The following is a 19,457-nucleotide window of genomic DNA, read 5'->3' as shown; positions in this document are numbered from 1 at the left end:
GCGTCTTTCCTCAGCGCAGGCTCGGCAGGTCGAGCTTGTTGGCGCGCGCGCAGTCGATCGCGAGGTCGTAGCCGGCATCGGCGTGACGCATCACGCCGGTGGCAGGATCATTCCACAGCACGCGGCCGATGCGGGTAGCGGCCTCCGGCGTGCCGTCGCAGACGATCACCATGCCGGAATGCTGGGAAAAGCCCATGCCGACGCCGCCGCCATGGTGCAGCGACACCCAGGTGGCGCCGCTGGCGCAATTCAAGAGCGCATTGAGCAGCGGCCAGTCGGACACCGCATCGGAGCCGTCCTTCATCGCCTCGGTCTCCCGGTTGGGGGAGGCCACCGAGCCGGAATCCAGATGATCCCGGCCGATTACGACCGGCGCTTTCAATTCGCCGCGCGCAACCATTTCATTGAAGGCAAGCCCGAGCCGGTGGCGATCGCCAAGACCGACCCAGCAAATGCGCGCCGGCAGGCCCTGGAACGCGATGCGCTCGCGCGCCATGTCGAGCCAGTGATGCAAGGCGGCGTTGTCCGGCAGCAGCTCCTTGACCTTGGCGTCGGTGCGATAGATGTCTTCGGGGTCGCCGGACAAGGCCGCCCACCGGAACGGTCCGATGCCGCGGCAAAACAGCGGCCGGATATAGGCCGGGACGAAACCCGGAAAATCGAACGCGTCCTTGACGCCTTCCTCGAAGGCCATTTGGCGGATGTTGTTGCCGTAGTCGACGACCGGTATTCCCATTCTGTGGAAATCGAGCATGGCGCGGACGTGTTCCGCCATCGATTTCCGCGCGGCGCTCGCGACCGCCTTCTGGTCGGTCTCGCGCCGGGATTCCCACTCGCTGGTGGTCCAGCCTTTCGGCAGATAGCCGTTGACGGGATCGTGCGCGGAGGTCTGGTCGGTGACGGCATCGGGCCGAACGCCGCGCCGCACCAGTTCAGGAAAAACGTCGGCGGCATTGCCGAGCAGGCCGACCGATACCGGCTTGCCGTCGCGGCCTGCCTGTTCGATGATCGCCAGCGCCTCGTCGAGACTCCCAGCCTGGCGGTCGAGATAGCGGGTGCGCAGACGCATTTCGATCCGCGACGGCTGGCATTCGATGGCGAGGCAGGATGCGCCCGCCATCACGGCCGCGAGCGGCTGGGCGCCGCCCATGCCGCCAAGTCCCGCGGTCAGAAACCATTTGCCCCGGAGATTGCCGCCATAATGCTGGCGGCCAAGTTCGACGAAGGTCTCGTAGGTGCCCTGAACGATGCCCTGGGTGCCGATGTAGATCCAGGAGCCCGCCGTCATCTGGCCGAACATCATCAGGCCCTTGCGGTCGAGCAGATTGAAGTGCTCCCAATTGGCCCAGTGCGGCACCAGATTGGAATTGGCGATCAGCACCCGTGGCGCGTCGGCATGGGTGCGAAACACCCCGACCGGCTTGCCCGACTGCACCAGCAGGGTTTCATCGCCTTCGAGCCGTTTCAGAGTTGCGACGATGCGATCAAAACTTTCCCAGTCGCGCGCGGCGCGCCCGATGCCGCCATAGACGACGAGTTCGCTCGGCTTTTCCCCGACCTCGGGATCGAGATTGTTCATCAGCATGCGCATCGGAGCTTCCGTTTGCCAGGATCTGGCCGAAAGCTGGTTGCCGCGCGCGGCGCGAATGACGCGGGCATTGTCGATGCGGGTCATGGTCAAAAGATCCTTGCAGAAGAGGTCAGAGGAGGCCCGCGGCCACGGCGTGTGAATCGCCATGCCAGACGCGAGCGTGGAGGGGGTTGAAGCCGATCCGGTAGACGAGCTCCGCCGGACGCTCGATATTCCAGATGGCGAGATCGCAATATTTGCCACGCTCGAGACTTCCGATGTCGTCAAAGCGCCCGAGCGCGCGCGCAGCCTCCCGCGTGACGGCCGAAATGCATTCATCGACGGTAAGGCGAAACAGCGTCGCGCCCATGTTCATCGCCAGCAGCAGCGACGTCAGCGGCGAGGTGCCGGGATTGCTGTCGGTGGCGAGTGCTATTCGTGCGCCGTGGCGCCGCATCGATTCAATCGGCGGCGCTTTCTCCTCGCGGATGAAATAGAACGCGCCCGGCAGAACCACCGCAATGGTGCCGGCCCGGGCCATCGCCGCGATGCCTTCGTCGTCGGCATATTCAAGATGATCCGCCGAAAGCGCGCCGAAGCGCGCGGCAAGCGCGGCGCCATGCAGGTTCGAGAGCTGATCGGCATGAAGACGGACGGGCAGGCCGAGTGTTTGCGCTTTCGCAAATACCCGCGCGGTCTCCTCCGGCGAGAATGCGATCCCTTCGCAGAAGGCGTCGACTGCATCGGCCAGGCCCGCGGCGGCGATCTGCGGCAGCATCGCGTTGCAGACCGCGTCGATATAGGCGCCGCTGTTGCCCTTCATCTCGGGCGGCACCGTGTGCGCGCCGAGAAAGGTCGTCTGGATCGACACCGCGCGCTTGGCTCCGAGCTTCCGCGCGGCCTGTAGCTGTCGCCGCTCGGTGTCGAGTTCGAGGCCATAGCCCGATTTGATCTCGACCGTGGTGACGCCTTCGGCGATCAGCGCGTCGAGCCGTGGCAGCGAAGCGACCATCAACTGTTCGGTATCAGCCTGCCGCGTCGCCTTCACGGTCGAGACGATGCCGCCGCCCGCGCGCGCGATCTCCTCGTAACTCGCGCCGGCGAGGCGCTGCTCGAATTCCTGGGCGCGGTTGCCGCCATAGACCAAATGGGTATGGCAGTCGACCAGCCCGGGTGTGATCCAGCGGCCGTCGCAGTTGGTTCGTTGTTCGGCGTCGAGCGAGAGCGGAGCGTCCGCGGCGGGGCCTGCATAGACAATGCGCCCATCGGCGGCGGCGATCAGGCCGTCTTCGACCAGACCGAGGCCTTGGCGTGACGGCGAAAGCGTTGCAAGACGGCAGCCGTGCCAGATGTGATCGACCGATGCCATGAACCCCCTTGGCCCATCAGAGGCGTTTAACGTGCTTGGCAGATTGCCTATTTGTCTATACATATTCGCGACGAACCTGTCCAGCGTTTCGCTGACTTCGGAGGCGTGAAGGGTGGCCGGAATATTCTTCGACGAAGCCTTGTTGCCGCAGGGCTGGGCGCGCGACGTCAGGATCACGGTTGCCGACGGCCGGATCGCGAGCATCGCGAACGGCACGGGGGCCGAGCCCGGCGACGAGCGCCACCGGATCGGGCTTTCCGGAATCTGCAATCTGCACAGTCACGCCTTCCAGCGTGGAATGGCGGGTCTTGCCGAGATTAGGGGAACATCCGCGGACAGTTTCTGGACCTGGCGCGAGCTAATGTACCGCTTCGTCGGACGCATGACCCCCGAGGAAATCGAGGCAGTGGCGGCGCGGGCCTATGTCGAGATGCTGGAGGCTGGATTTACTCGGGTCGGCGAGTTTCACTACATCCATCACGATGTGTCTGGCGCGCCTTATGGCAATCCGGCCGAATTGGCCGAACGGATCGCCGCGGCGGCGCAGGCCACCGGGATCGGCCTGACGTTGTTACCGGTGTTCTATGCGCATGCCGGATTTGGTGGTCGAGCTCCCGATAGTGGGCAAAGGCGCTTCATCAACGATATCGACGGGTTCGCACGGTTGCACGAGGCAAGCCGGCGCGCTCTGGCGGGGCATGAGGGCGCAATCGCCGGTATGGCACCGCATTCGCTCCGGGCCGTTACGCCGGTGGAACTCACGGCCCTGGTGAGCCTTGCCGGATCAGACCCGATTCATATTCATATCGCCGAACAGACCCGCGAAGTCGATGAATGCATCGCCTGGAGCGGCCAGCGGCCACTGGAATGGCTGTTCGACCACGCCGCCGTCGGCCGCAACTGGTGCCTCGTCCATGCCACGCATGCGACCGTTGCCGAAATCCGCTCCATTGCGGAGAGCGGCGCGGCGGCCGGACTATGCCCGGTGACCGAGGCGAATCTCGGCGACGGCACCTTCGACGCGCCCGAATTCATCAAGCGTAGCGGCGTGTTCGGCGTCGGCTCGGATTCCAATGTCCTGATCGGCCTCAGCGACGAATTGCGGCAGCTCGAATATTCGCAACGTCTCGCTCTGAGGGCGCGTAACGTGATGGCGTCGGGCGGCGCCGCTTCAACGGGCCGCGCCTTGTTCGACGGCGCGATGCGCGGCGGCGCGCAAGCGCTTGGCGTGAACATTGCCGGGCTGGTGGAAGGTGCCGTCGCCGACTTCGTCAGTTTGGACGCACAGAGTGTCACCCTAGCCGGCCGCTCCGGCGATGCAATCCTCGACAGCTGGATCTTCGGCACTCGCCGATCGCTGGTCGATTGCGTGTGGGCGCGCGGCCGAAAAGTGGTACAGGACGGCCGGCATCATGGCAGGGAAGCGGTCGCAGAGCGCTTTCGTCGGGTGCTCGAGGGGTTGCTGCAGACATGACCGCGAAACTCAAGCCGGCCACGAAAACCACGCCCAAGGCGCTGTATCAAGTTATCCGCGGGGACATCGAGGCCAAGATCACCTCGGGCGACTGGCCGCCTGGGCATAAGGTGCCGTTCGAGCATGAACTGATGGAGACCTATTCCTGTTCGCGGATGACCGTGAACAAGGTCATTTCGGCGCTCGCCGAATCCGGTCTGGTGGTGCGTCGCCGCAGGGCCGGCAGTTTCGTTTCACGGCCGCGGGTGCAATCCGCCATCCTTCAGATTCCCGATCTCAAGGGTGAAGTCGAAAAGCGCGGGGAGCGCTATGCCTACCGGCTGATCGATCTCGGCAAGCGCGCCGCTTCGGCGCGCGACAAAGCCCGACTCGGCGTCGACGGACGCGCGCAAGTGCTGGCGGTGCGCTGTCTGCATCAGGCCGAAGGACAACCCTTCGCGCTCGAAGATCGGCTGATCAACCTGCAGGCTGTGCCGGACGCGCTGCGGGAGGATTTCTCGAAGACACCGCCGAACACCTGGCTGGTCGGTCATGTGCCGTGGACCGAAGCCGAGCACCGCATCACCGCCTGCAACGCCGATGAGAAAATCGCCAAGGAGCTCAACATCGAGGAGGGGACCGCGTGCCTGGTGATCGAGCGGCGCACCTGGCGCAACGGGGAGCCGATCACAGCGGTGCGGCTCACCCACCCCGGTCACCTCTATTATCTGATCGCGCGATTCACGCCGACCGGCTGAGCGCTTTCCGCGCAGCCTGGCTGCCAACTCATTTCCTGGACGCGCGCTCCACGAATTGGTTGGTCCAGAGATCGTTCTCCGAGGCGGTCGCGTCAAAATCCTTGCCGAAGACGGTGCCGACTTCCTTGGAAAACACGAACTGGTTCTCGAAGGCCTTCACGTCCAGCTTGCCGCCGTCGGCGACGCCGCTGTTCATCGCCTTGACGGCGGCGACGATGGCCGCGGGAACGGCTTTGGCAAAGAATTGTTTCTGGATCGCCTCCGCAGTCGACTCCGGCTCCTTGACCAGGGCAGTGCTGGCCGCCTGCATGGCCCGCGCGGTCTTGGCAATCAGCTCGGATGCCTTGTCGTCGATCGGCTTCTTGGCGACCAGGACCAGATAGGGCTGATGCGCGAGCAGCGGAAAATCGTCGCCCAGCAAAACCAGGATCGTGCCGGCGTCCGATTTTGCCGCGAGATAGCCTTCCGGCGGCGACAGCACGAACGCATCGATGCGCTTGTTTTCCAGCGCCGCCTGCAGCGCGACGGGACCACCGACCTGGGCGATCTTGATGTCGGTCTTCGGATTGAGGCCGCCCTTGGCCGCGAGCCAGCGCGCGGCCGTCTCCTGGGTACCGCCGACAGCGGCGACGCCAACCGTCGCGCCTTTCAGGGCCGCAATTCGTTTCTCGAGGGGATCGCCGGCCTTCACGTCGGCCTTTTCCAGAAGGGAAGGCGCCACCACGAGCTCGAGGGTCACCTTCGACATCAGGTTATAGACGATCTCGAACGGCTGGCCCTTGGCAACGGCCCGCAGCGCCGATTCGGTTCCGACGGCGGCGAGATCGGCGTCGCCGGCGTCGAGCGCCGCCAGTGCTGCCGGATCGCCGCCGGGTGAATTCAGCACGGTGTGGGTCAGCCCCTCGGGCGCGAATGTGTTCAGCGCACGCGCGCCCCAGAGCGGGAGGAAACTCAGCGAGGCGAACCCTTGCGCGATGCGGACGCTTTGCTGGGCCGATGCCAAGGTCGGAAGCAACGACAATGTCGCCGCGAGGGTCAGCGCTCGGATCAGGCCTCTGGTCGACTGCATGCTCACTCCTGTCACGTATTTTCTGACCTTCAGATGTCGCTTGGTGCGTGGGCGATCGGGGTTTTCCAGCGCAGGATGCGGCGCTCCAGCTTTCCGGCCAGAATGTTGGCCACGACCACGAAGGCGAGAAGGATGACGATGCCGGCGAACACACCGGCGGGATCGTAGGTCGAGGACGCTTCGTGGATGAACAGGCCAAGGCCTTGCGTGGAAGACGTGAACTCGCCAACGATCACGCCGATGACGCTGTAGGGCACGGCCATGCGCATGCCGAGCAGGACGTAGGGCGCGGCAGCGGGAAGATAAACGTGGTAGGTTAACTGTCGCTGGCTGGCACCCATCACCAGCGTCAGGTTAACGAGTTCGCGATCGACCGAGCGGACGCCGGAATAGACGTTGTAGAAAACCAGGAAGAACACCATGATCCCGGCGAGCGCGATCTTCGACCAGATTCCGATGCCGAACCAGATGATGAACAGTGGCGCCAATGCGATCTTTGGAATGCCGTAAAACGCCATGACGTAGGGTTCGAAGATGCTGGCCAGCCGCGGCGAGCGGCCGAGCGCATAGCCGGCCAGAATTCCGGCGCTGACGCCGAAGACGTAGCCGAGCACGAGCTCCTGGCCGGTGGTCCATAAATGCGGATAGATCTCGCCGGAGCTGAACAGCTCGTACAGCCGCTCCGCGACCGCGGTCGGCTTGCTGACATAGATCTCCTTGATCAGCCGGCCGGAGGCCCATTGCCAGAAGACCAAGATCGCGATGCCCGGCAGCAGCAGCGCCAGGCGGTGCAGGGCCTTGCCGAACCATGCGCGCCTCCTGGCCGCCGGCCGCTCGGCCTCGCTCGGTGGGGTCGCCGTGGCGGCGATGTCGTTCATCGTCCTGCCTTCCTTGTCAGTGCGGCCGTTGCCGAATGTCGATCTGCGACCGGAACACCGACCACACCGCATCATAGGCGGCATCAAAGCCGGGATTGCGGAACGGCTCGAACACGTCGCGCGGCCGCGGCAGGTCGATCGCGATATTGGCGAGCACGCGGGAAGGGCGCTGACTCATGATCACGACCTTGTCCGCCAGCAGGACGGCCTCAGTGATGTCGTGGGTGATGAAGAGGACGGTGGCTCCGGCCGCGTGCGACAGCATCTGCAGGTCCTCCTGCATTACCATCCTGGTTTGCGCATCGAGCGCGCCGAACGGCTCGTCCATCAGGATGACGTCCGGCCGGTACACCAATGTCCGGGCAATGGAGCCACGCTTTTGCATGCCGCCGGACAACTGGCCGGGAAAATAATGTTCGAAACCGCTGAGGCCGACGGCTTCCAGCGCCGCGGCGACACGCTGCTTGCGTTCCGCGCCGGCGACGCCGCGCAGCACCAGCGGCAGCTCGACGTTTTCGGCCAGCGTTTTCCAGGGAAACAGCTGGGCCTGCTGCGGCACGAAGCCGACCTCGCGATTGACGTCGTTGACGGGTCGTCCGCGATGGCGCACGCCGCCGCGCGTCGGCATCAACAGGCCGGCCGCCATCTGCAGCAGGGTGCTCTTGCCGCAGCCGCTCGGCCCGATCACCGCGACGAATTTACCGCTCCCGACCTCGAAGCTTATGCCGTCGATCACCCGGATGGCCGACTGGGCGCCCGGCGCCGGGAAATCCTGTCGGATGGCGTCAAAGGAGAGGACTGCTTCGCTCATGACGGCCGGGCCCTGCGCGTAAATCATGTCTAGACATATCTAACATGTATAGACATATTTGAAAAGGCTGCCCCTTGGCAAGGGGAGATGATAGGCATCCCTTGTGCAATTGCGAGGCAAATCCGATGCGCCACGTGATGGTTTTGACTTGGACATTTGTTCTCGATCGTACGCCGTACTGTCGGCGCACCACCGGAGAACGATGTTGATGGACCGCCCGGTTCCAGCTCAGCGCCGCCTCGTCGTCGGCATTTCCGGCGCATCGGGCGTCATCTATGGCGTGCGCGTATTGCAGCTGTTGCGCAACGCCGGCGTCGAGGCGCATCTGGTGATGTCAAAGACCGCCGAAATTACCTTTGCCTATGAAACCGCGCTGAAGATTGCCGACGTCAAGGCGGCCGCGCACGCGGTTCACGACATCGACGACATGGCAGCTTCCATCGCCAGCGGATCGTTCCCTACCGGCGGCATGATCGTCGCGCCGTGCTCGATCCGCTCGATGTCGGAAATCGCGACCGGCGTGACGACGACCCTGCTGACGCGGGCTGCCGATGTCACGTTGAAGGAACGCCGTCGGCTGGTGCTGATGGTGCGGGAAACGCCGCTGCACGGCGGCCATCTTCGCACCATGGCCGCCTTGTCCGACGTCGGCGCCATCATCGCGCCGCCGGTTCCCGCCTTCTATGCCAAGCCGGAATCGATCGAAGAGATGGTGGATCACACCGTAGGACGGATGCTGGAATTGTTCGAGATCGATGTGGGCAGCGTTCGCCGCTGGGGCGAAGACCGGGATCTGCGAGCGCGCCCCGTGAAACGCTGACGGCCCGATCGATGTTACGCGCCTTGCACGGAAGCCCGAGACGCTATGCAGGAGTTAGAATGGATGGATCGTTTCAACCTTGGTAGCCATTCCAGGACAATCTCGACGGCCTCGCCGGAAGCACAGCGTTGGTTCGACCTGGGCCTGAACTGGTGCTTTGCATTCAACAAGGCGGAGGGCGTCAAATGCTTCCGAAAGGCGCTCGAATTCGATCCCGAATGCGTCATGGCCTATTGGGGTATCGCCTTCGGCTGCGGGCCCTTTTACAATATGACCTGGCGCGACCACAGCGAGGAAGAGGCCAATACCGCGACTAGAATAGCCCACGAGCACATTCAGCAAGCGCGAGCGCTGACACACAAGGCGACGGCGCTCGAAAATTGGCTGGTCGAGGCGCTGGCATGCCGCGTTCAAAGGCCGCATTCGGTGCCGCCGGAAGAGTTTGATCGTTGGGACGACGACTACGCTGCGGAGTTGCGCAGAGTCTATCACCAGCATCGCGACGATCACGATGTAGCGGCGCTTTTTGTCGAAGCCCTAATCATGCGGACGCCGAGACGCTTGTGGAACGTCAAGACCGGATTGGCGGCGGGAAATTCCGACGTGATCGAAGCCCTCGAAGTCTGCGAGCGCGCGATCGACGCGGCCCAACGACAAGAGAAGAGCAAGCATCCGGCGCTGCTCCATCTGCATATCCATATTCTTGAAATGTCGAATGAGCCGGAACGCGCGAAGGCCTCGGCGGTAGCACTCGCGACGATGTGTCCGGACGCAGGTCACATGAACCATATGCCGGGACATGTCTATGTCTTGTGCGGGCAGTACCGTAAAGCGCAGATCGCCAGCGAACGGGCGATAGCGGCAAACGACAAATATCTCGCTTATGCCGGCTTCCTCACCCCCTACACGACGGCTTGTGCGCATGATCTCCTTTTGATGATGCATGCCAGCATGTTCATGGGCCGATACGGGGACTCGATCGCCGCAGCGAACAAATTGCGTGGCATGCTAACAAAAGACGTTCTTGGGGTGAAGGGCCGGCCCAAATTCTCAACGAGTCTCGAAGGCTACTATTCGATGAGCTTGCACGTGATGGTGCGTTTCGGACGCTGGCAGGAAATCATCGACGCGCCACTGCCAGACGACCCCGGGCTTTATCTGGTTTCGACAGCGATGCACCATTACGCCAAGGGTATCGCTCACGCCTCGCTCAAGCGTTTCAACGACGCCGACCGCGAGCGACAGCTGTTCCACGATAGTGTGAGACGCATCCCGCCGGAGCGAAAAGTCTTCAACAACAGCGCCCTCAGCATATTAGCGGTGGGCGAGAAGATGCTCGACGGCGAACTCGAATACCACAGGGGTAAGCATGAAGTCGGCTATGCTCACTTACGGGAAGCCGTCGATCGCGACGATAACCTCGAATATATCGAGCCGTGGGCCTGGATGCATCCACCAAGGCATGCGCTGGCGGCCCTGCTGTCCGAACAGGGTCAATACGGTGAGGCGGAGCAGGTCTGTCGCGACGATCTGGGCTTGAGCGGCCGAATTCAACGGTGCGCGCAGCACCCGGATAACGTTTGGGCGCTACATGGTCTGGCGGAATGTCTGCAGCGGCGGGGCGAGGTGGAGGAATTGGCTGACGTGCAAAGAAGGCTTGCGCTCGCGATGGCCCTTGCGGATATGCCAATCATGTCTTCGTGCATGTGTCGGACGGCGGTTCGCACCGAAAAGCCAGGCTGCTGTTGCGCCGGCGGGATGGACGCAACCGACCGCTAGAGTCAGTCCTTGGCAGATATGCTTCTATAAATGCGTCCGTCTCCCGCCTCGAACGCAGGGCGGCGAGTTGACTGACAGCAAACGGCATGTCGCCCCGAAGGCGGTCGACCGTACGATCGCGGAGATCGCGTCCCGCAATCATGGTCTTTACAGCACCGACCTTCATCGCGACGCCGACCTGCGCGCGTCCGCTGAATTTATCCAAAGCCATGTCCGCCGGCTTGAGGCGATGCGGCGGCAGAGCCTCGCTGAGAGGTTGCCGGATGGAGAATGGCGGGTCGGGCCGGATCATCTCGACCGCTCGGCGCAGAAGCTGATGTGCTCGCACCGATAGGGCTAGGGTCGGAGGTCGGTACAGCCCTTCGGGCTCGGCGCCAATGGCTGCTTGAGCAGGGGCTTGCGCGCGAGCAGGGCGGTCGCCTCATCTATGCGCGCAATCTGCTGCAAGTTCTGGAGCGCCGCGAGCTTGCAGAGGTCGGTGCGCGGATTGCCGGCGAAACCGGTCTTAGGTTTGCTGAGATCAAGGCGGGCGACCGGTTGACCGGGACCTATCGGCGGACGCTGACGCTGAACAGTGGGCGGTTTGCTCTGATCGAGCGCGCGCAGGAATTCAGCCTGGTACCATGGCGGCCTGTGCTTGAACGCGCCAAGGGCCAGAGCGTCACCGGTATCCTAGGTGGTGAAGGAATTTCATGGTCGATCGGACAAAAGCGCGGCTTGGGCTTGGTCAGCTGGCGTCAGTTCTATTTAAGTATCTGATATGTAAGTATATTATACTATTTTAGCGATTTTAGTATAACTAGCTTGCCCCTGCCGTTCATTGATTATACTATTTTCGCGTAAATAGTATAACGGATCATCCGCCATGGCTCCCACCCAACGTCTCGATATCACCTACCAGACGCTCTATTCCGAACTGGTCCAGCGCAGCCTCGACGAGAGCTTCACCTCCGAGTTCTCCTCGAACGGCAGATTCGTGGCCGTGGAGGTCAAGAACAAGAAATACTGGTACTTCGACACGCCCAAGCCCGAGGGCGGCGCCCAGGATCGCCGCTACGTCGGTCCGGTGGACGATCCCGAAATCACCAAGAGGGTCGAGGCGTTCAAGGATCTGAAGGCCGACCTGAAGGGACGTCGCCGCCTCGTCTCCACGTTGACGCGCGAGGCCTATCTACCGCGCCCCCTGCCGATCACTGGCCAAGTGGTGGAAGGACTGGCGAAGGCCGGCTTCTTCCGCTTACGGGGAGTGCTCGTCGGCACCGTTGCCTACCAATGTTACTCTGCCGTGCTCGGTACACGCCTTGATGCGGTCGCCATGCAGACCGGCGACGCCGACTTTGCGCAATTCCACGAAATCTCGGAGGCTATCAAGGATTCTATGCCACCCATCCTGGAGGTGCTTCGACAGGTCGACCCGACCTTTCGCGAGGTTCCAAGCCAAATCGACGGCAGGGTCTCAACCCAATTCGTCTCAAGGGGCAACTTCAAGGTGGAATTCCTGACACCCAACCAGTGGTCCGACGACCAGGAAGGGAAGCCAGTCCCGATGCCAGCGTTGGGCGGGGCGGCGGCATTCCCGCTACGCTTTCTCGACTATCTGATCTACCAGCCAATCCGCGCGGTGCTGTTGCACGGTGCTGGCGTGCCAGTCCTCATCCCATCACCGGAAAGATACGCCATCCACAAACTCATCGTTGGATCTCGCCGGAAGGAGGACCGCGACGCGACCGCAAAGAGTTCGAAGGACCGGCTTCAGGCCAGATCAATCATCGAAGCGATGATCGCGAACCGGCAGCACGCTGATCTCGCCTCTGCCCTTACGGAAGCCTGGGATCGCGGCGATCATTGGAGAGCAGCGATCCGCACTAGCATCGCGACCTACGATGACGGCTTCCAGAATTCGTTCCGAACCGAGCTTGCCAAGGGCGTAACCGAGATCGGCTCCGACCCCGCCGATTACGATCTTGCAGATAAGCCAACCGATGCCTCTACGCCGCGCGCAAAATGACGCGCGAATTGCGGGCCCCGCGTACCGGTCCCGAGCTGCCGGCGCTAAAATGACTGAATGGCCTCAAAACCCAAGATTGCCGAATAGAATCGGCGGATCGCTGGGTCGTGGAGAACGCAGACTCGGGGTGTTCCGATCAGAATGTTCCAGCAGTCCATGGTCCGCCAGATAGGTGCTGAAAGCGTGAGCCAGCGTCGTCACACAGCTCACATTCTATTGACGTGTTTCCTGACATAAGCTGACGTTGAATCATGCGTGATCTCTTCTCAACACATTTGATCAACGCGGATTTCGTTGCGGAGCGCGATTTTTATTTCGATTGAATGTGCATCGTTCTCGCCCTTTTCATCGCGCCATTCACGTCACGCTGTGAATGGGGCAGGGAATGTTTCCGGCAAAAATCTATGTTGGTCAGATCGCTGTTGTGTTCGGCATCGTCGTCACCTCGACGTGGGGCGCGACGCAATGGGCGGCTCACGCACTTGGCTATCAGGGTGGTCTCGGCTCGCGCTGGTTCACGCTGTCCGGCTATCCAGTCTACCTGCCGTGGCGGCTGTTTGAGTGGTGGTTTGCCTACGAGGCCTCGCGCCCGAGATTTTCGAGCGTGCTGGCGCCATGTCCGCAGGCGGCGCGCGCGGCCGATTTCCCGGCCGGCGTAATCGATAAAGATGCGATGCCCATAGACAAAATCGATGTCCGGCCGCCGCTGGAAGAAATCGGCAACGTAAGCAAGCGTTCCCGGCAGCAACGTATCGTCACTGTTCAGGTACGCCATGACGTCGCAGTCGACGCCTGCGAACCCCAGGTTGATCGCGTCTGCCTGCCCTTTATCCGGCTCGCTCCGCCACGAGATCCTGTCGCCATAGTTCTTCAGGATATCGACGGTGTCGTCGACAGATCCTCCATTCTGGACATGAACGATAGCCGCGGATGGTTTTGAGCGAGCACGTATCGACCGTCGCGCGCAGGAAACGGCCGTGATTGAAGCTCGGCGTTACGATGGCAATGCGCAGCGGCTGTTTCGGCAGGGCTGGCGGCGCCGGCAGCGAACGCAGGTCGAGCGGCCGAGGCGGATGCTGCTCATATGTCCACATCGGCGGACGCAGCCACAATCGTCTGAGATGGGAGCGCGATCTCGCGTAAGCGTCCTTCAGCTGGCTCTGGCGTCGAAGGCGTCGAGCCGTTGCTCAATCGCCTTCAGCCGTTCCAGAAGTTGCTGCCTGAGCTCGTCGTCCATTCCGTCCGTATCCGATCAATTGCCGATCGCCGGTCGGTAGCTAGCCCGCGTTCGCCTTCAGTCCGGCCGCCTCGATGCCCGCGACCGCGCAAGTCTCGTCATTGTCCGAGGTGTCACCGCTGACACCAACGGCCCCCAGCAGGATGCCGCCGTCTTGAATTAGCACTCCGCCGGGCACCGGCACCATGCGTCCTTGCGCCAGCGTATTCACGGCGTCGATGAAAAAGGCCTGCTCCTGTGCGCGCTGAAACAGCGCCCGCGATCCCATGCCCATCGCGAGCGCACCATAAGCTTTACCGTGCGCGATCTCGGCCCGCATCAGGCTGGTGCCATCCTGCGCCGCGGTCATTTTGACGCAGCCCCGCGCATCGAGAATGGCGATGACCAGCGGTTTAAGCTTTTTCTCGACGCCTTTCGCGAGCGCAGCATCGAGAATCTTGCGGGCGACGTCGAGGGTGAGTTCAGCCATGGGGGTCGGTTCCTTTACAACGGGTGAGGGGGTGAATCGGCTTTTGCGCGGTCGAGGCTCATGGCCAGCACGCGCGCGACGTGAAGCGCGGAGCGCTCGCTGCCATCCTTGATCTGATGCCGGCAAGAGGTGCCATCGGCAACGATCAGGGTTGCCTGATCGGCGCGGCGCACCGCCGGCAGCAGCGACAGCTCGGCCATTTCCATCGAGGTCTGGTAGGTGTCGGCGCCATAGCCGAACGCGCCGGCCATGCCGCAGCAACTGGATTCGATGGTTTCAACCGCGAGATCGGGAACGAGACGAAGCACTTGTTCGACCGGCCTGAAGGCACCGAAGGATTTTTGATGGCAGTGGCCATGAACCAGGGCCTTGCCGGCGATCGAGCCGAGTGGTAGTTGCAGCCGGCCGGCCTCCGCCTCGCGTACCAGAAATTCCTCGAACAGCAGCGCATGGGCGCTGACGCTCCGGGCGTCATTGTCCGAACGCAGCGATAGCAGTTCGTCGCGGAGCGTCAGCAGGCAACTTGGCTCAAGTCCGACGATCGACACGCCGCGCGCCGCAAACGGCGCGTAGGTCGCGACCAGCCGGTTCAATTCCCCGCGGGCTTCATCGACGAGACCCGCCGAGAGGAACGTCCGCCCGCAACACAACGGCCGGGTTCCGTCTGCGGGCTTCGGCATGTGCACCCTGTATCCGGCTCCGACCAGCACGCGGAGCGCGGCGTCCAGATTTTCCCGCTCATAGGCCCGGTTGAAAGTGTCGGCGAACAGCACGACTTCGCGGCCATCGATGGGCCCGATCACCTCGGCATCGGGTTTGAAAATGTCACGCCGGAACGCAGGCAGTGCGCGTCGCGCGCTGATACCGGCAAATCTCTCGAACAGCCTTCGCAACGCCGGACTGCGGTTGCGCCAGTTGGCAAGCGGGGCGAGGCGCGACGCCAGGCCGGCATAGCGCGGGAGATAGCCGACCAGCCGGTCGCGCAGCGAAAGACCGTGCTTGGCCGCACGCGCGGCCAAAACTTCGATCTTCATCTTGGCCATATCGACGCCGGTTGGGCACTCGTGGCGGCAAGCCTTGCAGGATACGCAGAGTTTCAGCGCATGCATCATCCCGTCGGAGGAGAGTGCGTCCGGTCCGAGCTGGCCTGAGATCGCCAGCCGCAACGTATTGGCGCGGCCTCGCGTGACGTCCTCCTCGTTGCGGGTTGCGCGATAGGACGGGCACATCACGCCGCCCTCGAGCTTGCGGCAGGCGCCATTGTTGTTGCACATCTCGACCGCGCCCTGGAATCCGCCGCCGGCGCCGGGATAGGCCGACCAGTCCAGCGCGGTTCTCAGTTCATCGATGCGGTAGTCCGGCGGATAGCGGAACAGCACCCGGTCGTCCATTTTGGGCGGATCGACGATCTTGCCGGGATTGAGGACGTTGTCGGGGTCGAAGCGCTGCTTGACCTCCCTGAAGTCGGCAACGATGCGCGAGCCGAACATCGCTTCATGGAATTCGGAGCGGACCAGGCCGTCGCCATGCTCGCCGGAGTGCGACCCCTTGTATTCGCGCACCATCTCGAACGTTTCCTCGGCGATGGCGCGCATCGCCTTGACGTCTTTCTCCAGCTTGAGGTTGAGCACGGGGCGCACATGCAGGCAGCCTTCGGACGCATGCGCATACATGGTGCCGCGGGTGCCGTGCCTGGCGAAGATGGCATTCAGGCGCTCGGTATAGTCCGCGAGATGCGGCAGCGGCACTGCGCAATCCTCGACAAAGGAGACCGGCTTGCCTTCCTGCTTCATCGACATCATGACGTTGAGGCCGGACGTGCGGAAATCCGAAATCGCCGCTTGCGTCGCGGGCTCGACGACATCGACCACACCGCCCCATTTGCGTTGCGAATTGTTCCAGCCGAAGCCGAGATCCGACATCAGCTCGGAAAGCTGCTTGAGTTTTTGCAGATTGTCAGCCTGATCTTCCTCCGCGAATTCGACGATCAGCAGCGCATCGGGATCACCGCGCACGGTCGCATCGATCACCGGCCTGAACATCGCAATGTCCCGTCCAAGCGCAATCATCGTGCGGTCGACCAGCTCGACTGCGATCGGACGCAGTTTCACCAGATGCTGGGCGGCATCCATCGCCTCGTAGAAGCTGCCGAAATGGCACACACCCAGCACCTTGCTGCGGATCACCGGCCACAGCTTGAGCTCGACCTGGGTAGTGAAGGCCAGCGTCCCTTCGGAGCCGACCAGAAGATGCGCCAGATTGTTGGGCGTATTGCGCGGCACCAGCGCGTCGAGATTGTAGCCACCGACCCGGCGTTGCACCTTGGGGAATTTTTCGGCGATCTCCGTGGCCTCGCGCTCGCCGAGATCGAGCATATCGCGAAACAGGGCAAGTCCGCTCTCGGGCGAATTCACCCGCGCCAGATCGCGCGGCACCTCGCCAAAATGCAGCCGCGTGCCGTCGGCCAGCGCAGCGTCCATCGCGCGCGTGTTGTCGCGCATGGTGCCGTATCTGAGCGAACGTCCGCCGCAGGAATTATTGCCGGCCATCCCGCCGATCGTGGCGCGCGAGGCCGTGGAGACGTCGACCGGAAACCACAGCCCGTGTTTTTTGAGTTGCCGGTTGAGATCGTCGAGCACGATGCCGGGTTCAACCACGCAAGTTCGGCCTTCGACATCGAGCGAGAGGATGCGGTTCAGGTGTTTGGAAAAGTCGACGACGATCCCCTCATTGACGGTCTGGCCGCATTGCGAGGTGCCGCCGCCGCGCGGGGTAACGATCCGGCCCGCATCCTTGGCGATGGCGAGCGCCAGCAGCGCCTCGTCCATGGTCCGGGGGACCACCACCCCAAAGGGCATGATCTGGTAGAACGAGGCGTCGGTCGCATAGCGGCCGCGATTGAACGCGTCGAAGAACACGTCGCCGGTAATCTCGCGGGCAAGCCTGTTTTCGAGCGTCACTGAGCCTTTGTTGGACATTCCACCCCCGCTGCTACCTGCAAACGTCGCTCGCTCGTACTTGGGCGGTGAAATAAATGCAATTATTTTGTCTTTGTTTCCATTTTGAATTCAAAACTGCTAGGCTCGTGAGCGGCGCCCTGTCCGGCCTCGACGGCGACGCCGTCCTTCAGATGTTCGACGGCAGCAGTCCGCTTGTTGCGCAAATGTATAAACAGAATGTCGCTGAGTTCGCTACCAGCGCGGCGACGCAGTGCGTCGAGGATGGTCTCGTGTTCGCGCATGGCTTCCCCCCACCGCTCGCGCTTGCGGGCAAAATTGGCGGAGTAGCGGACCCGGCGAATGCGGCCGGCGAAGTTGGCGTAAGTATTTCGCAGCGTTGTGTTGCGCGAGGCTTCGACGATCTTGTGGTGGATCAGCTGATTGACGCGGAAATAGCCGTGCATGTCGCGGTTCAGGTAGAATCCGTACATCTCGTAATGCAGCCGCTCGATCTCGGCGATTTCGGTATCGGTGATGTTTTCGCAGGCGAGACGGCCAGCCAGGGCTTCGAGCCCGCCCATGACGTCGAACAGTTCGGCGAGATCGTGCTCGCTCAATTGCCGGACGCGAGCGCCGCGGTTGGGTAGCAATTCCACCAGCCCTTCGGACGCCAATACTTTCAGGGCCTCGCGCAACGGCGTACGCGAGATGCCAAGCATCTCGCAAAGCTGGCGTTCGGGAACGCGGCTGCCGTCCGGAATGTTGCCTTCGACGATGTGGTCGCGCAGGCGCGTCAGGATCTCGTCGTGCAGGGATTGGTCTTCGCGGCCGGGACTCGTGCCGCCTGCAAGCGTTGTCGAATCGGTATCGTGGGGAATCAGCGGTTTCATAGCAGGAGAATAGGCCTCGAACGCGCGGTCGTCGATCCAAAACTGTGTACAATATTTTAGTTGATATCATAAAAAATGAATGCAATATTCCTCACTCAACAGACTCAGGCGAGGAATTCATGACTCAGGGACGCCATTTCTTGCAGATTCCCGGGCCAAGCCCGGTTCCGGATCGCGTGCTCCGCGCCATGGACATGCCGGTCATCGACCACCGCAGTTCCGAGTTCGCCGAACTCGGCAGGGCCGTTTTCACCGGCTGCCAAAAGATCTTCAAAACAAACGGACCTGTCATCATCTTCCCTTCGTCGGGTACGGGTGCCTGGGAAGCGGCGATCGTGAATACGCTCTCGCCCGGCGATAAGGTTCTGATGGTCGAGACCGGCCATTTTGCCACGCTGTGGCGGCAGATGGCGGCGCGCTGGGGCATCGAGGTCGATTTTCTGCCGGGCGACTGGCGCCACGGCGCCGATCCTGCGGCGATCGAAGCTGCGCTGGCGCAGGATATCGCGCATGCCGTCAAGGCGGTGATGGTGGTGCATAACGAGACTTCCACCGGTGTCACCAGCCGGATCGGCGACATTCGCGCCGCGATGGACAAGGTCGGCCATCCGGCGCTGCTGCTGGTGGATACGATTTCCTCGTTGGGCTCGGTCGATTACCGGCATGACGAGTGGAAAGTTGACGTCACCGTCAGCTGTTCGCAAAAGGGATTCATGCTGCCGCCGGGGCTCGGCTTCAACGCCATCTCCGAGAAAGCCCGCGCTGCTGCGAAGACCAACAGGATGCCGCGGTCGTATTGGGATTGGGAAGAGATGCTGAAGCCCAATGCGGCGGGCTTTTTCCCCTACACGCCGGCGACCAACCTGCTCTACGGATTGCGCGAAGCCACTGCGATGCTGCTCGAGGAAGGGCTGGACGCGGTGTTCGCTCGACACCAGCGCCTGGCGGCGGCCACCCGCGCTGCCGTCGCGCATTGGGGCCTTGAAGTTTTGTGTCTCGAACCGGCCGAATATTCACCCGTGCTGACGGCTGTGCTGATGCCGCCGGGACACGATGCCGACAAGTTCCGCAAGACCGTGCTCGACACCTACAACATGTCGCTCGGCTCCGGTCTGAGCAAGCTCGCCGGCAAGGTGTTTCGCATTGGTCACCTCGGCGAGTGCAATGAACTGACGTTGATTGGGGCCCTGTCCGGCGTCGAGATGGGTCTCTCCGCTGCGGGCGTGCCGCATCGGGCCGGCGGTGTCGAAGCTGCAATGAAATCGCTGGAAGAGCGGACGCAGTCAAATTCTCCGGCGCACCTGAAGGTGGTCAAACCTGACAGGGTCGCAGACCGTCACGGCGTTTAGCGCCGTGGGTTCAGCGCAGCCGTTGAAGCAACACAATAAAAAGCGGAACGGGGAGAGA

16 protein-coding genes and 2 pseudogenes are annotated in these 19,457 nt (G+C 62.5%); 9 read left to right on the top strand and 9 right to left on the bottom strand.

From position 1 onward, the window contains the following. Positions 1-10: 10 nt before the first annotated feature. Together hutU and hutI are read right to left on the bottom strand one after the other, a co-directional pair. Positions 11-1,675: a urocanate hydratase gene (hutU, locus tag NL528_RS32115; protein ID WP_309178392.1), complete on the bottom strand. Its 1,665-nt coding sequence runs from the start codon at positions 1,673-1,675 to the stop codon at positions 11-13. A gap of 25 nt (positions 1,676-1,700) precedes the next feature. Continuing rightward, entirely contained in the window at positions 1,701-2,939 is a 1,239-nt protein-coding gene (gene hutI, locus NL528_RS32110; protein WP_309178391.1) for an imidazolonepropionase, read from the bottom strand. A gap of 112 nt (positions 2,940-3,051) precedes the next feature. Here hutI and NL528_RS32105 point away from each other — a divergent pair, with 112 nt between their 5' ends. Together NL528_RS32105 and hutC are read left to right on the top strand one after the other, a co-directional pair. Then, complete coding sequence (locus NL528_RS32105) at positions 3,052-4,413, top strand: formimidoylglutamate deiminase (RefSeq protein ID WP_309178390.1); 1,362 nt, start codon at positions 3,052-3,054, stop codon at positions 4,411-4,413. Next, positions 4,410-5,150 carry a histidine utilization repressor gene (gene hutC / locus NL528_RS32100; RefSeq protein ID WP_309178389.1) on the top strand — a complete coding sequence of 247 codons (741 nt, stop codon included), beginning with the start codon at positions 4,410-4,412 and terminating at the stop codon, positions 5,148-5,150. The genes NL528_RS32105 and hutC overlap by 4 nt, the downstream gene beginning before the upstream one ends. A 28-nt stretch (positions 5,151-5,178) precedes the next feature. On the opposite strand, the gene NL528_RS32095 is transcribed toward hutC, so the two are convergent. From NL528_RS32095 to NL528_RS32085, 3 genes are read right to left on the bottom strand one after another with little or no spacing between them, the layout of a single operon-like run. Further along, complete coding sequence (locus NL528_RS32095; protein ID WP_309178388.1) at positions 5,179-6,219, bottom strand: ABC transporter substrate-binding protein; 1,041 nt, start codon at positions 6,217-6,219, stop codon at positions 5,179-5,181. Positions 6,220-6,248: 29 nt separating this feature from the next. Further along, positions 6,249-7,097, bottom strand: a complete 849-nt coding sequence (locus NL528_RS32090; RefSeq protein ID WP_309178387.1) for an ABC transporter permease — start codon at positions 7,095-7,097, stop codon at positions 6,249-6,251. Positions 7,098-7,113: 16 nt separating this feature from the next. Then, positions 7,114-7,908 (bottom strand): ABC transporter ATP-binding protein, encoded by a 795-nt coding sequence (locus NL528_RS32085; protein WP_309178386.1) that lies wholly within the window; start codon positions 7,906-7,908, stop codon positions 7,114-7,116. A gap of 208 nt (positions 7,909-8,116) precedes the next feature. On the opposite strand from NL528_RS32085, the gene NL528_RS32080 reads away from it, so the two are divergent. The 6 genes and pseudogenes from NL528_RS32080 to NL528_RS32055 all read left to right on the top strand — a co-directional run. Beyond that, positions 8,117-8,728, top strand: coding sequence for a UbiX family flavin prenyltransferase (locus NL528_RS32080; protein ID WP_309178385.1), 612 nt, complete (start codon positions 8,117-8,119; stop codon positions 8,726-8,728). A 270-nt stretch (positions 8,729-8,998) separates the two neighbouring features. Next, positions 8,999-10,507, top strand: a complete 1,509-nt coding sequence (locus NL528_RS32075) for a hypothetical protein (protein WP_309178384.1) — start codon at positions 8,999-9,001, stop codon at positions 10,505-10,507. Next, a complete protein-coding gene (locus NL528_RS32070; protein ID WP_309178383.1) occupies positions 10,404-10,841 on the top strand; it encodes a DUF3363 domain-containing protein in 438 nt (145 codons plus the stop codon). The genes NL528_RS32075 and NL528_RS32070 overlap by 104 nt, the downstream gene beginning before the upstream one ends. Further along, positions 10,778-11,266: a DUF3363 domain-containing protein gene (locus tag NL528_RS32065; RefSeq protein ID WP_309178382.1), complete on the top strand. Its 489-nt coding sequence runs from the start codon at positions 10,778-10,780 to the stop codon at positions 11,264-11,266. The genes NL528_RS32070 and NL528_RS32065 overlap by 64 nt, the downstream gene beginning before the upstream one ends. Before the next feature lie 106 nt (positions 11,267-11,372). Continuing rightward, positions 11,373-12,515: a GSU2403 family nucleotidyltransferase fold protein gene (locus NL528_RS32060; protein ID WP_375143911.1), complete on the top strand. Its 1,143-nt coding sequence runs from the start codon at positions 11,373-11,375 to the stop codon at positions 12,513-12,515. 385 nt (positions 12,516-12,900) lie between these two features. Continuing rightward, a pseudogene (locus NL528_RS32055) lies at positions 12,901-13,142 on the top strand (conjugal transfer protein TraG); the annotation flags it as partial. A gap of 34 nt (positions 13,143-13,176) precedes the next feature. Here the strand turns inward: NL528_RS32055 and NL528_RS47260 are convergent. The 4 genes and pseudogenes from NL528_RS47260 to NL528_RS32035 form a co-directional block, all read right to left on the bottom strand. Then, a pseudogene (locus NL528_RS47260) lies at positions 13,177-13,389 on the bottom strand (glycosyltransferase); the annotation flags it as partial. Positions 13,390-13,792: 403 nt separating this feature from the next. Beyond that, positions 13,793-14,221 (bottom strand): heme-binding protein, encoded by a 429-nt coding sequence (locus NL528_RS32045; protein WP_309178379.1) that lies wholly within the window; start codon positions 14,219-14,221, stop codon positions 13,793-13,795. Positions 14,222-14,235: 14 nt separating this feature from the next. Beyond that, positions 14,236-17,199: an FAD-linked oxidase C-terminal domain-containing protein gene (locus NL528_RS32040; RefSeq protein WP_309178378.1), complete on the bottom strand. Its 2,964-nt coding sequence runs from the start codon at positions 17,197-17,199 to the stop codon at positions 14,236-14,238. 62 nt (positions 17,200-17,261) lie between these two features. After that, positions 17,262-18,050: a GntR family transcriptional regulator gene (locus tag NL528_RS32035; RefSeq protein WP_309178377.1), complete on the bottom strand. Its 789-nt coding sequence runs from the start codon at positions 18,048-18,050 to the stop codon at positions 17,262-17,264. A gap of 119 nt (positions 18,051-18,169) precedes the next feature. Between NL528_RS32035 and NL528_RS32030 the strand changes: the two genes are divergently transcribed. Next, complete coding sequence (locus NL528_RS32030; protein WP_309178376.1) at positions 18,170-19,399, top strand: alanine--glyoxylate aminotransferase family protein; 1,230 nt, start codon at positions 18,170-18,172, stop codon at positions 19,397-19,399. Positions 19,400-19,457 lie beyond the last annotated feature (58 nt).

Origin of the sequence: Bradyrhizobium sp. Ash2021 (assembly GCF_031202265.1) — a bacterium.
Classification (GTDB): Bacteria; Pseudomonadota; Alphaproteobacteria; order Rhizobiales; family Xanthobacteraceae; genus Bradyrhizobium.
The sequence above is the reverse complement of the archived record's forward strand: the minus strand, read 5'-3'. Positions and strand labels throughout refer to the sequence as shown.

Bases quoted from the DNA above. Each gene is read 5' to 3' on its own strand.
- NL528_RS32065 (WP_309178382.1), top strand. From the start codon at position 10,778: ATGGCGGGTCGGGCCGGATCATCTCGACCGCTCGGCGCAGAAGCTGAT.
- NL528_RS32085 (WP_309178386.1), bottom strand. From the start codon at position 7,908: ATGAGCGAAGCAGTCCTCTCCTTTGACGCCATCCGACAGGATTTCCCG.
- hutU (WP_309178392.1), bottom strand. From the start codon at position 1,675: ATGACCCGCATCGACAATGCCCGCGTCATTCGCGCCGCGCGCGGCAAC.
- NL528_RS32060 (WP_375143911.1), top strand. From the start codon at position 11,373: ATGGCTCCCACCCAACGTCTCGATATCACCTACCAGACGCTCTATTCC.
- NL528_RS32030 (WP_309178376.1), top strand. From the start codon at position 18,170: ATGACTCAGGGACGCCATTTCTTGCAGATTCCCGGGCCAAGCCCGGTT.
- NL528_RS32035 (WP_309178377.1), bottom strand. From the start codon at position 18,050: ATGAAACCGCTGATTCCCCACGATACCGATTCGACAACGCTTGCAGGC.
- hutC (WP_309178389.1), top strand. From the start codon at position 4,410: ATGACCGCGAAACTCAAGCCGGCCACGAAAACCACGCCCAAGGCGCTG.
- NL528_RS32045 (WP_309178379.1), bottom strand. From the start codon at position 14,221: ATGGCTGAACTCACCCTCGACGTCGCCCGCAAGATTCTCGATGCTGCG.
- NL528_RS32075 (WP_309178384.1), top strand. From the start codon at position 8,999: ATGACCTGGCGCGACCACAGCGAGGAAGAGGCCAATACCGCGACTAGA.
- hutI (WP_309178391.1), bottom strand. From the start codon at position 2,939: ATGGCATCGGTCGATCACATCTGGCACGGCTGCCGTCTTGCAACGCTT.
- NL528_RS32080 (WP_309178385.1), top strand. From the start codon at position 8,117: ATGGACCGCCCGGTTCCAGCTCAGCGCCGCCTCGTCGTCGGCATTTCC.
- NL528_RS32040 (WP_309178378.1), bottom strand. From the start codon at position 17,199: ATGTCCAACAAAGGCTCAGTGACGCTCGAAAACAGGCTTGCCCGCGAG.
- NL528_RS32095 (WP_309178388.1), bottom strand. From the start codon at position 6,219: ATGCAGTCGACCAGAGGCCTGATCCGAGCGCTGACCCTCGCGGCGACA.
- NL528_RS32090 (WP_309178387.1), bottom strand. From the start codon at position 7,097: ATGAACGACATCGCCGCCACGGCGACCCCACCGAGCGAGGCCGAGCGG.